We start from the raw sequence: 13,697 nt of genomic DNA on the forward strand, positions 1-13,697 counted from the left end.
ATGTGGTGAATTAAGCCAGTAAGCGATAGCCCGGCAGGGTGAGGAAGTCGATTAAGTCATCTGAGGTGGTGATTTGCTCCATCAGACGTGCGGCATCGTCGAAGCGCCCGCTGCTGTAGCGGTGCTCGCCCAGTTCGTCCTGGATTACCCGCATCTCTTCCGCCAACATTTCGCGGAAAAGCGCTTTCGTTACGGGTTTTCCATTGCTCAGTGTTTTCTCATGGTGAATCCACTGCCAGATAGAGGTTCGTGAGATTTCCGCCGTCGCGGCATCCTCCATCAGACCGTAAATCGGTACACAGCCATTGCCGGAGATCCACGCTTCAATGTACTGCACTGCCACGCGAATATTGGCGCGCATTCCCGCTTCTGTGCGTTCGCCTTCACATGGCTCCAGTAACTGCTCAGCGGTAATCGGCGCATCTTCATCACGGGTAATGAACAGCTGATTTTTGTGCTCGCCCAGTACCTCGTTAAAGACGGCCATTGCGGTATCCGCCAACCCGGGATGCGCAATCCACGTGCCGTCGTGGCCGTTGTTCGCTTCCAGCGCTTTATCCGCTTTCACTTTGGCAAGGACCTGATTGTTGCGTTCAACGTCTTTGCTCGGGATAAACGCCGCCATACCGCCCATCGCGAACGCGCCGCGCTTGTGACAGGTTTTGATTAGCAGGCGCGAGTAGGCGCTCAGAAACGGTTTGTCCATCGTTACCACCTGCCTGTCCGGCAAGACGCGATCCGGGTGATTTTTCAACGTTTTGATATAGCTGAAAATATAATCCCAGCGACCACAGTTGAGACCGACGATATGATCACGCAACGCATGAAGAATCTCATCCATCTGGAAAACAGCAGGCAGCGTTTCAATCAACAGGGTCGCTTTGATCGTACCGCGCGGCAGGTTAAAGCGGTCTTCGGCGTAGCTGAAGACTTCACTCCACCAGGCTGCTTCCTGCCAGGCTTGCGTTTTCGGCAGGTAAAAATACGGGCCGCTACCTTTAGCGAGCAGCGCTTTATAGTTGTGGAAAAAGTACAGAGCAAAATCAAACAGGCTGCCGGGAATGGCTTCCCCCCGCCAGGTAACATGTTTTTCTGGCAGATGTAGACCACGTACACGACAAATCAATACGGCCGGATCGGGCTTGAGCTGATAGATTTTTCCGGCTTCGTTGGTATAGCTAATGGTGCCGTTCACCGCATCACGCAGGTTGATTTGACCATCAATAACTTTATTCCAGTCCGGCGCCAGCGAGTCTTCAAAATCCGCCATAAACACTTTCACGTTTGCGTTCAGGGCATTAATCACCATTTTACGTTCAACCGGCCCGGTAATTTCTACTCGGCGATCCTGTAAATCCGCCGGAATACCACGAATCTGCCAATTACTTTCTCTAATGGAAGTGGTTTCCGAAATAAAATCAGGCAACTTACCGTTATCAATATCCTGCTGTTGCTGGATACGTGCAGCCAGGAGTTTATTGCGTTTTGGCGTAAAACGGGTAACTAACTCCGTCAAAAACTCGACTGCCTCAGCGGTCAGGACTTGCTTTTCCAGCTCGCCTTGCGGCCTGGTAAAGGTTAATTCATCAGTTGTGGTTGCCTGTGGATTCATCATGCAGCTCCTCGTTGTTGATCCAGATACATCCCCAATGCGAACGAAGGATCACTGTGCGCTTTTCGTTCAACACAACTAAGACTACTCAATTAAATTTCAAAATCAAAAACAATTTCCATTTTTAATTTAATTATACATTAACCTATTGATAACAATATAAATTAAATTTAATTACATGATGAGGTGCATTTCGGAAATAAAAAAGGCACCCGAAGGTGCCTGATTCAACATGCTGAAACGCTTTAGGATCGTCAGGAGCAGAAGATTAATCCAGGGTTGGATTCATGTGACGCAGATCATATGGCGTAATCTGGTAGACATAATAGTTGAGCCAGTTAGTAAACAGTAAATTACCGTGGCTGCGCCAGGTTGCGCGCGGTATGTTTTGCGGATCGTTTTTTGGGAAATAGTTGTACGGAACCTCCGGATTTAACCCGGCCTCAACGTCACGAAAATATTCACCCGCTAACGTATGGGCGTCATATTCAGGATGACCGGTGACAAACGCAATACGTTTATCTTTGCTGGCAAACAGGTACGCATCCCCCTCTTCTGTTTCGGCCAGAATTTCAAGATCCGTATAATCCCGTATTAGCGCCGCCGGGAAATCGGCATAGCGTGAGTGTGGCGCAAGAAACGAATCATCAAAACCACGCGTCAACAGAGCATGAGGATGAAGGATGTGATGTTCATAGACGCCGGAAAGTTTATCTGTACGGGTCTGCTTAGGGATACCATAAAGAATATTGAGTGCAGCCTGAACGGCCCAACAGACAAATAGCGTCGAAGTAACGTGATCTTTCGCCCATTCCAGCACCTGCCTAATCTGCGGCCAGTAAGCCACGTCATTAAACTCCACCAGACCCAGCGGCGCTCCGGTCACGATAAGCCCATCAAAGTTCTGATCGCAGATATCGTCGAAGTTACAGTAAAAGTTGTTCAGATGCTCGGCTGGCGTGTTCCTCGACTCGCGGGCATCTATCCGCAGTAGTTGAATATCGACCTGCAATGGCGAGTTCGATAGCAAACGCAGAAACTGATTTTCCGTTTCAATCTTCTTCGGCATCAGGTTAAGGATAAGTACCTTTAGCGGGCGAATTTCCTGACCTGATGCGCGAGAAGTCGTCATGACGAAGACATTCTCCTCACGTAAAAAATTGACGGCGGGTAGCTCGTCCAGCACGCGAATCGGCATAACCTGATAACCTCACGACATACGTTTAAACGTTTAGACATCCAGATAGCTGAAGATACTCAGAAATCAGGCGAATGTCGAGTCTGCAAGTTCAAGGTGAGAAAGTTTCACGACAGCATTTGCATTAGAATAGAAGTAAGCAAAAAAGGAGTGAAGATGATGATTAACATTCGCCGTTCAAGGCATGAGGAAGGGGAAAAACTGATTGCGATCTGGCGTCGCTCTGTCGATGCCACGCACGATTTTCTGTCAAACGCTTATCGGGCCGAACTGGAAGAACTGGTGAGCGATTTTCTGCCAGAAGCGCCACTATGGGTTGCCGTGACCGATCAGGATGAGCCGGTAGGATTTATGCTGCTTACCGGCGAACATATGGATGCGCTGTTTGTCGATCCGGACGTGCGTGGTCAGGGTATCGGTAAGAGATTAGTTGAACATGCGTTAACACTGGCACCGGGGTTGACAACCAATGTTAACGAGCAGAATACACAAGCTGTTGGATTTTATAAGAAAATGGGATTTAAGGTGACGGGACGTTCGGAGGTCGACGATCTTGGGAAACCGTATCCATTGTTGAATTTAATTTATCCGTGAGTAGTGGCGCTGCCTGATAAGTGCATGTAGGCCGGATAAGGCGGAGCCGCCATCCGGCGGTGCAGGTTGCCTGATGGCGCTGCGCTTATCAGGCCTACGGTTTTACAGTTACCACACACGCAAAAAAGCCCGTCCGTCAGGATGGGCTTCTTCACTTGTCTGATGCCTGGCAGTTTATGGCGGGCGTCCTGCCCGCCCCCCTCCGGGCCGTTGCTGCGCAACGTTCAAATCCGCTCCCGGCGGATTTGTCCTCCTCAGGAGAGCGCTCACCGGCAGACTACAGACAAAAACAAAAGGCCCTGTCTTCCGACAGGGCCCTTCGCTTAATTTGATGCCTGGCAGTTCCCTACTCTCGCATGGGGAGACCCCACACTACCATCGGCGCTACGGCGTTTCACTTCTGAGTTCGGCATGGGGTCAGGTGGGACCACCGCGCTAGTGCCGCCAGGCAAATTCTTTGTGCTCTGTCCTGTGTCTTTTACGCTGATACGGCGTTGGCTGCTCTTGCGAACGTCAGTCACATACTTCTGTATGCTCCTTCCGTCGCCGCGTTTGCCGCCTTGTCTCAGCGCAAAATCCTTCGGACTCTGAATCTGAGCTGAAAATTGTTGTCTTCTCAACCGCCAAAACATCTTCGGCGTTGTAAGGTTAAGCCTCACGGTTCATTAGTACCGGTTAGCTCAACGCATCGCTGCGCTTACACACCCGGCCTATCAACGTCGTCGTCTTCAACGTTCCTTCAGGAGACCTAAAGTCTCAGGGAGAACTCATCTCGGGGCAAGTTTCGTGCTTAGATGCTTTCAGCACTTATCTCTTCCGCATTTAGCTACCGGGCAGTGCCATTGGCATGACAACCCGAACACCAGTGATGCGTCCACTCCGGTCCTCTCGTACTAGGAGCAGCCCCCCTCAGTTCTCCAGCGCCCACGGCAGATAGGGACCGAACTGTCTCACGACGTTCTAAACCCAGCTCGCGTACCACTTTAAATGGCGAACAGCCATACCCTTGGGACCTACTTCAGCCCCAGGATGTGATGAGCCGACATCGAGGTGCCAAACACCGCCGTCGATATGAACTCTTGGGCGGTATCAGCCTGTTATCCCCGGAGTACCTTTTATCCGTTGAGCGATGGCCCTTCCATTCAGAACCACCGGATCACTATGACCTGCTTTCGCACCTGCTCGCGCCGTCACGCTCGCAGTCAAGCTGGCTTATGCCATTGCACTAACCTCCTGATGTCCGACCAGGATTAGCCAACCTTCGTGCTCCTCCGTTACTCTTTAGGAGGAGACCGCCCCAGTCAAACTACCCACCAGACACTGTCCGCAACCCGGATCACGGGTCCACGTTAGAACATCAAACATTAAAGGGTGGTATTTCAAGGTCGGCTCCATGCAGACTGGCGTCCACACTTCAAAGCCTCCCACCTATCCTACACATCAAGGCTCAATGTTCAGTGTCAAGCTATAGTAAAGGTTCACGGGGTCTTTCCGTCTTGCCGCGGGTACACTGCATCTTCACAGCGAGTTCAATTTCACTGAGTCTCGGGTGGAGACAGCCTGGCCATCATTACGCCATTCGTGCAGGTCGGAACTTACCCGACAAGGAATTTCGCTACCTTAGGACCGTTATAGTTACGGCCGCCGTTTACCGGGGCTTCGATCAGGAGCTTCGCTTGCGCTGACCCCATCAATTAACCTTCCGGCACCGGGCAGGCGTCACACCGTATACGTCCACTTTCGTGTTTGCACAGTGCTGTGTTTTTAATAAACAGTTGCAGCCAGCTGGTATCTTCGACTGACTTCAGCTCCATGAGTAAATCACTTCACCTACATGTCAGCGTGCCTTCTCCCGAAGTTACGGCACCATTTTGCCTAGTTCCTTCACCCGAGTTCTCTCAAGCGCCTTGGTATTCTCTACCTGACCACCTGTGTCGGTTTGGGGTACGATTTGATGTTACCTGATGCTTAGAGGCTTTTCCTGGAAGCAGGGCATTTGTTGCTTCAGCACCGTAGTGCCTCGTCATCACGCCTCAGTGTTAAAGTGAACCGGATTTACCTGGAACACACACCTACACGCTTAAACCGGGACAACCGTCGCCCGGCCAACATAGCCTTCTCCGTCCCCCCTTCGCAGTAACACCAAGTACGGGAATATTAACCCGTTTCCCATCGACTACGCCTTTCGGCCTCGCCTTAGGGGTCGACTCACCCTGCCCCGATTAACGTTGGACAGGAACCCTTGGTCTTCCGGCGAGCGGGCTTTTCACCCGCTTTATCGTTACTTATGTCAGCATTCGCACTTCTGATACCTCCAGCAACCCTCACAGGCCACCTTCGCAGGCTTACAGAACGCTCCCCTACCCAACAACACCTGAGTGTCGCTGCCGCAGCTTCGGTGCATGGTTTAGCCCCGTTACATCTTCCGCGCAGGCCGACTCGACCAGTGAGCTATTACGCTTTCTTTAAATGATGGCTGCTTCTAAGCCAACATCCTGGCTGTCTGGGCCTTCCCACATCGTTTCCCACTTAACCATGACTTTGGGACCTTAGCTGGCGGTCTGGGTTGTTTCCCTCTTCACGACGGACGTTAGCACCCGCCGTGTGTCTCCCGTGATAACATTCTCCGGTATTCGCAGTTTGCATCGGGTTGGTAAGCCGGGATGGCCCCCTAGCCGAAACAGTGCTCTACCCCCGGAGATGAATTCACGAGGCGCTACCTAAATAGCTTTCGGGGAGAACCAGCTATCTCCCGGTTTGATTGGCCTTTCACCCCCAGCCACAGGTCATCCGCTAATTTTTCAACATTAGTCGGTTCGGTCCTCCAGTTAGTGTTACCCAACCTTCAACCTGCCCATGGCTAGATCACCGGGTTTCGGGTCTATACCCTGCAACTTAACGCCCGGTTAAGACTCGGTTTCCCTCCGGCTCCCCTATTCGGTTAACCTTGCTACAGAATATAAGTCGCTGACCCATTATACAAAAGGTACGCAGTCACACCCCAAAGGGTGCTCCCACTGCTTGTACGTACACGGTTTCAGGTTCTTTTTCACTCCCCTCGCCGGGGTTCTTTTCGCCTTTCCCTCACGGTACTGGTTCACTATCGGTCAGTCAGGAGTATTTAGCCTTGGAGGATGGTCCCCCCATATTCAGACAGGATACCACGTGTCCCGCCCTACTCATCGAGCTCACAGCACATGCGCTTTTGTGTACGGGGCTGTCACCCTGTATCGCGCGCCTTTCCAGACGCTTCCACTAACACACATGCTGATTCAGGCTCTGGGCTCCTCCCCGTTCGCTCGCCGCTACTGGGGGAATCTCGGTTGATTTCTTTTCCTCGGGGTACTTAGATGTTTCAGTTCCCCCGGTTCGCCTCATTAACCTATGGATTCAGTTAATGATAGTGTGACGAGTCACACTGGGTTTCCCCATTCGGGTATCGCCGGTTATAACGGTTCATATCACCTTACCGGCGCTTATCGCAGATTAGCACGCCCTTCATCGCCTCTGACTGCCAGGGCATCCACCGTGTACGCTTAGTCGCTTAACCTCACAACCCGAAGATGTTTCTTACGATTCATCATCGCGTTGCGAAAATTTGAGAGACTCACGAACAACTTTCGTTGTTCTGTGTTTCAATTTTCAGCTTGATCCAGATTTTTAAAGAGCAAATATCTCAAACGTGACTCGTAAGTCAGTTTTGAGATATTAAGGCAGGTGACTTTCACTCACAAACCAGCAAGTGGCGTCCCCTAGGGGATTCGAACCCCTGTTACCGCCGTGAAAGGGCGGTGTCCTGGGCCTCTAGACGAAGGGGACACTGAAGTCTCAATCGCAAGACGCCTTGCTATTCACTTTTCATCAGACAATCTGTGTGAGCACTGCAAAGTACGCTTCTTTAAGGTAAGGAGGTGATCCAACCGCAGGTTCCCCTACGGTTACCTTGTTACGACTTCACCCCAGTCATGAATCACAAAGTGGTAAGCGCCCTCCCGAAGGTTAAGCTACCTACTTCTTTTGCAACCCACTCCCATGGTGTGACGGGCGGTGTGTACAAGGCCCGGGAACGTATTCACCGTGGCATTCTGATCCACGATTACTAGCGATTCCGACTTCATGGAGTCGAGTTGCAGACTCCAATCCGGACTACGACGCACTTTATGAGGTCCGCTTGCTCTCGCGAGGTCGCTTCTCTTTGTATGCGCCATTGTAGCACGTGTGTAGCCCTGGTCGTAAGGGCCATGATGACTTGACGTCATCCCCACCTTCCTCCAGTTTATCACTGGCAGTCTCCTTTGAGTTCCCGACCTAATCGCTGGCAACAAAGGATAAGGGTTGCGCTCGTTGCGGGACTTAACCCAACATTTCACAACACGAGCTGACGACAGCCATGCAGCACCTGTCTCACAGTTCCCGAAGGCACAAATCCATCTCTGAATTCTTCCGTGGATGTCAAGACCAGGTAAGGTTCTTCGCGTTGCATCGAATTAAACCACATGCTCCACCGCTTGTGCGGGCCCCCGTCAATTCATTTGAGTTTTAACCTTGCGGCCGTACTCCCCAGGCGGTCTACTTAACGCGTTAGCTCCGGAAGCCACGCCTCAAGGGCACAACCTCCAAGTAGACATCGTTTACGGCGTGGACTACCAGGGTATCTAATCCTGTTTGCTCCCCACGCTTTCGCACCTGAGCGTCAGTCTTTGTCCAGGGGGCCGCCTTCGCCACCGGTATTCCTCCAGATCTCTACGCATTTCACCGCTACACCTGGAATTCTACCCCCCTCTACAAGACTCAAGCCTGCCAGTTTCGAATGCAGTTCCCAGGTTGAGCCCGGGGATTTCACATCCGACTTGACAGACCGCCTGCGTGCGCTTTACGCCCAGTAATTCCGATTAACGCTTGCACCCTCCGTATTACCGCGGCTGCTGGCACGGAGTTAGCCGGTGCTTCTTCTGCGGGTAACGTCAATTGCTGCGGTTATTAACCACAACACCTTCCTCCCCGCTGAAAGTACTTTACAACCCGAAGGCCTTCTTCATACACGCGGCATGGCTGCATCAGGCTTGCGCCCATTGTGCAATATTCCCCACTGCTGCCTCCCGTAGGAGTCTGGACCGTGTCTCAGTTCCAGTGTGGCTGGTCATCCTCTCAGACCAGCTAGGGATCGTCGCCTTGGTGAGCCGTTACCTCACCAACAAGCTAATCCCATCTGGGCACATCTGATGGCAAGAGGCCCGAAGGTCCCCCTCTTTGGTCTTGCGACGTTATGCGGTATTAGCCACCGTTTCCAGTAGTTATCCCCCTCCATCAGGCAGTTTCCCAGACATTACTCACCCGTCCGCCACTCGTCAGCGAAGCAGCAAGCTGCTTCCTGTTACCGTTCGACTTGCATGTGTTAGGCCTGCCGCCAGCGTTCAATCTGAGCCATGATCAAACTCTTCAATTTAAAAGTTTGATGCTCAATGAATTAAACTTCGTAATGAATTACGTGTTCACTCTTGAGACTTGGTATTCATTTTTCGTCCGAGGACGTCAAGAATCCGTATCTTCGAGTGCCCACACAGATTGTCTGATAAATTGTTAAAGAGCAGGTGCGACGCGGCTTTCAGCTCACCGTCGCGAGGTGGCGTATATTACGCTTTCCTCTTTCAGAGTCAACCCTGAATTTCAGGATTTTTCTCTTCAACCGACCGGCTGTTTGTGTGAAGTGATTCACATCCGCCGTCTCGATGGAGGCGCATTATAGGGAGTTCTCTGCTGACCGCAATAGAAAAATTGCAGAAAAATGACTGTTTGCTGCATTCCCCAGCAAAACCCCTGGTTATACCCATTTACGCACAGACTTATCCACAAAATGCGCGTTCATTTCCTGGATCTTCTCACTCTGCAAACGATCTTTCAGGGATAAAAGCCGGGCCAGAATTTAAAAAGAAAAATTCGCGAGCGTTGCGCAAACGTTTTCGTTACAATGTCGCCGCAAAATGAGAATGCCCCATAAGGGGCGTTAGCTGAGTTTTTACGCAAAAATTCAGCTAACGCTCTCTGTAATCGTCAAATCCAGGGGATTTACCATGCAACAACGTCGTCCAGTCCGCCGCGCTCTGCTCAGTGTTTCTGACAAGGCCGGTATCATCGAATTCGCCCAGGCTCTTTCCGCACGCGGTGTGGAACTGCTGTCTACGGGGGGCACCGCCCGCCTGTTAGCAGAAAAAGGCCTGCCGGTGACCGAAGTTTCCGATTACACCGGTTTCCCGGAAATGATGGATGGACGCGTAAAGACCCTGCATCCAAAAGTACACGGCGGCATCCTCGGCCGTCGCGGCCAGGACGATGCCATTATGGAACAGCACCACATCGCCCCTATCGATATGGTTGTCGTTAACCTGTATCCGTTCGCCGAAACCGTTGCACGCGTTGGTTGCTCGCTGGAAGATGCAGTAGAGAACATCGATATCGGCGGCCCGACCATGGTGCGCTCCGCCGCGAAGAACCATAAAGACGTGGCCATCGTGGTGAAGAGCAGCGACTACGACGCCATTATTAAAGAGATGGACGCTAACGAAGGTTCTTTGACCCTCGACACCCGTTTCGATCTCGCGATTAAAGCCTTCGAACACACCGCCGCCTACGACAGCATGATCGCTAACTACTTCGGCAGCATGGTTCCGGCCTACCACGGTGAAAGCAAAGAAGCCGCCGGTCGCTTCCCGCGTACGCTGAACCTGAACTTCATTAAGAAGCAGGATATGCGCTACGGCGAGAACAGCCACCAGCAAGCTGCCTTCTATATAGAAGAGAATGTGAAAGAAGCGTCCGTTGCCACCGCACAACAGGTGCAGGGCAAAGCGCTCTCTTATAACAACATCGCTGATACCGACGCGGCGCTGGAGTGTGTGAAAGAGTTCAACGAGCCAGCCTGCGTAATCGTCAAGCACGCTAACCCGTGCGGCGTGGCGGTAAGTACCTCTATTCTCGACGCTTACGATCGCGCCTATAAAACCGACCCGACCTCCGCGTTCGGCGGCATTATCGCCTTTAACCGTGAGCTGGATGCGGAAACCGCACAGGCCATCATTTCTCGTCAGTTTGTCGAAGTGATCATCGCCCCATCCGCAAGCGAAGAAGCGCTGAAAATCACCGCTGCCAAGCAGAACGTCCGTGTTCTGACCTGCGGCCAATGGGCAAGCCGCGTTCCGGGCCTGGATTTCAAACGCGTTAACGGTGGCCTGCTGGTTCAGGACAGGGATCTGGGTATGGTGAGTGAAGCTGAACTGCGCGTGGTGTCCAAACGCCAGCCGACCGAGCAGGAGCTGCGTGACGCGCTGTTCTGCTGGAAGGTAGCCAAGTTCGTGAAATCCAACGCTATTGTGTATGCCAAAGAGAACATGACCATCGGTATAGGCGCAGGCCAGATGAGCCGCGTGTACTCCGCCAAAATCGCCGGGATTAAAGCCGCTGATGAAGGTCTGGAAGTGAAAGGCTCAGCCATGGCTTCCGACGCGTTCTTCCCGTTCCGCGATGGTATTGATGCCGCTGCCGCTGTCGGCGTGAGCTGCGTTATCCAGCCAGGCGGTTCTATCCGTGATGATGAAGTCATTGCCGCTGCCGATGAACACGGTATTGCGATGATCTTCACCGACATGCGCCACTTCCGCCATTAATTCAGGGAGCAGACGATGAAAGTTTTAGTCATTGGTCACGGCGGTCGCGAACACGCGCTGGCCTGGAAAGCCGCACAGTCGCCGCTGGTTGATACCGTTTTTGTCGCACCGGGTAACGCCGGTACCGCGCTGGAGCCCGCGTTGCAGAACGTGGCTATCGGCGTCACAGATATTCCGGCGCTGTTGAGCTTTGCCCAGAACGAGAAGATTGATCTGACCATCGTCGGCCCGGAAGCGCCGCTGGTGATCGGCGTGGTCGATGCGTTCCGCGCGGCGGGTCTGAAGATCTTTGGCCCAACCGAAGGGGCCGCCCAACTGGAAGGCTCCAAAGCGTTCACCAAAGATTTCCTCGCCCGTCACCAGATCCCGACGGCGGAATACCAGAATTTCACCGAAATTGAGCCTGCCCTGGCGTATCTGCGCGAGAAAGGCGCGCCGATCGTCATCAAGGCCGATGGTCTGGCTGCGGGTAAAGGCGTTATCGTGGCGATGACGCTCGAAGAAGCCGAAGCCGCCGTGCAGGACATGCTGGCAGGTAACGCCTTTGGCGATGCAGGCCACCGCATCGTGATTGAAGAGTTCCTCGACGGCGAAGAAGCGAGCTTTATCGTGATGGTCGACGGCGAACACGTGCTGCCGATGGCTACCAGTCAGGACCACAAACGCGTAGGCAACGGCGATACCGGCCCGAACACCGGCGGTATGGGGGCCTACTCACCGGCGCCGGTGGTAACTGATGAAGTGCATCAGCGCACCATGGAACGCATCATCTGGCCAACCGTGAAAGGCATGGCGGCGGAAGGTAACACGTACACCGGCTTCCTGTATGCGGGTCTGATGATCGACAAGCAGGGCAACCCGAAAGTTATCGAGTTCAACTGCCGCTTCGGCGATCCGGAAACCCAGCCGATCATGCTGCGCATGAAGTCGGATCTGGTGGATCTTTGCCTCGCCGCCTGTGACGGCAAGCTGGATGAGAAAACTTCCGAGTGGGACGAGCGCGCTTCATTAGGCGTGGTGATCGCTGCGGGCGGTTATCCGGGCAGCTACAACACCGGCGACGAGATCCACGGTCTGCCGCTGGAAGAAGTGGCTGACGGTAAGGTTTTCCACGCGGGCACCAAACTCGCCGATGACGACCGCGTGTTGACCAGCGGCGGACGCGTCCTGTGCGCCACCGCGCTGGGTCACACCGTGGCTGAGGCGCAGAAACGCGCTTACGCCCTGATGACCGACATCCGCTGGGACGGCAGCTTCAGCCGTAACGACATCGGCTGGCGCGCCATCGAGCGTGAGCAAAACTAACGGCTGAGTTTAGCCAGCAGCGTTTTGCGCGTAATGCCCAATTGGCGGGCGGCTTCCGTTTTGTTGCCGCCCGTTTTTTCCAGCGCCGCCAGAATGATCTCTTTTTCCACATCGACCAACGGTTGGATCTCACCACTGTATTCCGTTTTTATCGGCGTCGCGGCAATAGCGAGAGGCAATTCGCGTTCAGAAATGTATTCTCCCGTTAGCAACACCACCGCCCGCTCGATAGCGTTTTCCAGCTCACGGATATTGCCCGGCCAGTCGTAGTGGATCAGCAGATCCATCGCCTGCGGCGTAAACCCCTTCACCGCTTTGCGGTTACGTTCGGCAAAACGCCGCAGAAAATGGTCTGCCAGTAGCGGAATATCTTCCCGACGCTGGCGCAAAGAAGGCATTTCAATCGCCACCACATTCAGGCGGTAATAGAGATCCTGGCGAAAGCGACCGGCACTCACCTCTTCCGCCAGATCGCGGTGGGTAGCGGCAATTAACCGAACATCCACAGATATCGTCTGGTTACTTCCCACGCGTTGCACTTCGCGCTCCTGAATCGCCCGCAGCAAACGTACCTGCATTAACGGCGAGATATCGCCGATTTCATCAAGAAACAATGTCCCGCCGTCAGCTTCGACAAAGCGTCCCTCCCGACGTTTATCCGCGCCGGTAAACGCGCCTTTTTCGTGTCCGAACAGCTCAGACTCCAGCAGCGATTCATTAAGCGCGGCGCAGTTGAGCGTGACCAGCGGTCTATCGCTCCTGGCGCTACAGGCGTGTAGCGCCCGCGCCACCAGCTCTTTACCCGTGCCGGAGTCTCCGTGAATCAATACCGTGGCGTCTGATGGTGCGACCATCGCGATTTCATTCAGTAAATGTTGCATCGCCGGACTGCTGCCAATCATGCCAAACTGCGCAGCCGACGCCGATGGCAATTCAGCGCCCGTTTCCCGCGTATGCGCCAACGCCTTTTCCAGCGTCTCCTGCAGACGGTCAAAATCCAGCGGTTTAATTAAATAGTCGAGCGCGCCGGCTTTCAACGCCTCTACCGCCGTTTCCACGCTGGAGAATGCCGTCATAATCAAAATCGGAATGGCGGGGTTGAGCGCTTTAATCTCCTTCAGCGTGGCGATACCGTCCATCTCCGCCATACGCACATCGCACAGTACCAGATCAAAGACTTTCTCACGCACCTGAGCCAACGCATCATGCCCACTGTAGGCCAGAGCGACGTTATAGCCCCAACCCCGAAGCAGAGCCTGTAAAATCGTGCAGTGGCTTACATCATCATCCACAACCAGAATATCGATTTTTCCGCGTATCACCCTTG

6 protein-coding genes, 1 tRNA gene and 3 rRNA genes are annotated in these 13,697 nt (G+C 53.3%); 3 read left to right on the forward strand and 7 right to left on the reverse strand.

Annotated features, from left to right (window positions below):
* Positions 1-10: 10 nt before the first annotated feature.
* Both aceB and metA read right to left on the reverse strand, forming a co-directional pair.
* Complete coding sequence (aceB, locus tag OLG56_RS20465; RefSeq protein ID WP_001069371.1) at positions 11-1,612, reverse strand: malate synthase A; 1,602 nt, start codon at positions 1,610-1,612, stop codon at positions 11-13.
* Between the two features lie 268 nt (positions 1,613-1,880).
* The gene (gene metA, locus OLG56_RS20470; RefSeq protein ID WP_001122767.1) at positions 1,881-2,810 is read right to left on the reverse strand and encodes a homoserine O-acetyltransferase MetA; all 930 of its coding nucleotides are present in this window, start codon (positions 2,808-2,810) and stop codon (positions 1,881-1,883) included.
* A gap of 156 nt (positions 2,811-2,966) precedes the next feature.
* Between metA and OLG56_RS20475 the strand changes: the two genes are divergently transcribed.
* Positions 2,967-3,404 carry an acetyltransferase gene (locus OLG56_RS20475; protein WP_000973248.1) on the forward strand — a complete coding sequence of 146 codons (438 nt, stop codon included), beginning with the start codon at positions 2,967-2,969 and terminating at the stop codon, positions 3,402-3,404.
* Between the two features lie 333 nt (positions 3,405-3,737).
* Here the strand turns inward: OLG56_RS20475 and rrf are convergent.
* The 4 genes from rrf to OLG56_RS20495 all read right to left on the reverse strand — a co-directional run bounded on the left by rrf (position 3,738) and on the right by OLG56_RS20495 (position 8,850).
* Positions 3,738-3,853: ribosomal RNA gene (gene rrf, locus OLG56_RS20480) — 5S ribosomal RNA — on the reverse strand.
* Between the two features lie 195 nt (positions 3,854-4,048).
* Positions 4,049-6,954, reverse strand: a 23S ribosomal RNA gene (locus tag OLG56_RS20485).
* A 193-nt stretch (positions 6,955-7,147) separates the two neighbouring features.
* Positions 7,148-7,223 (reverse strand) — tRNA-Glu (locus OLG56_RS20490).
* Positions 7,224-7,308: 85 nt separating this feature from the next.
* Positions 7,309-8,850, reverse strand: a 16S ribosomal RNA gene (locus OLG56_RS20495).
* Together the 16S, 23S and 5S rRNA genes with 1 tRNA gene alongside form the textbook arrangement of a ribosomal RNA operon.
* A 625-nt stretch (positions 8,851-9,475) precedes the next feature.
* Between OLG56_RS20495 and purH the strand changes: the two genes are divergently transcribed.
* On the forward strand, positions 9,476-11,065 hold the full coding sequence (gene purH, locus OLG56_RS20500; RefSeq protein WP_001187520.1) for a bifunctional phosphoribosylaminoimidazolecarboxamide formyltransferase/IMP cyclohydrolase: 1,590 nt from the start codon (positions 9,476-9,478) through the stop codon (positions 11,063-11,065).
* Positions 11,066-11,080: 15 nt separating this feature from the next.
* Positions 11,081-12,370, forward strand: a complete 1,290-nt coding sequence (purD, locus tag OLG56_RS20505) for a phosphoribosylamine--glycine ligase (protein ID WP_061377637.1) — start codon at positions 11,081-11,083, stop codon at positions 12,368-12,370.
* Here the strand turns inward: purD and zraR are convergent.
* The gene (zraR, locus tag OLG56_RS20510; RefSeq protein ID WP_000617940.1) at positions 12,367-13,692 is read right to left on the reverse strand and encodes a sigma-54-dependent response regulator transcription factor ZraR; all 1,326 of its coding nucleotides are present in this window, start codon (positions 13,690-13,692) and stop codon (positions 12,367-12,369) included. The genes purD and zraR overlap by 4 nt on opposite strands.
* Positions 13,693-13,697: the final 5 nt, after the last annotated feature.

The sequence above is a fragment of the Salmonella sp. 2018103 genome, assembly GCF_026247685.1.
Lineage (GTDB): Bacteria > Pseudomonadota > Gammaproteobacteria > Enterobacterales > Enterobacteriaceae > Salmonella > Salmonella enterica.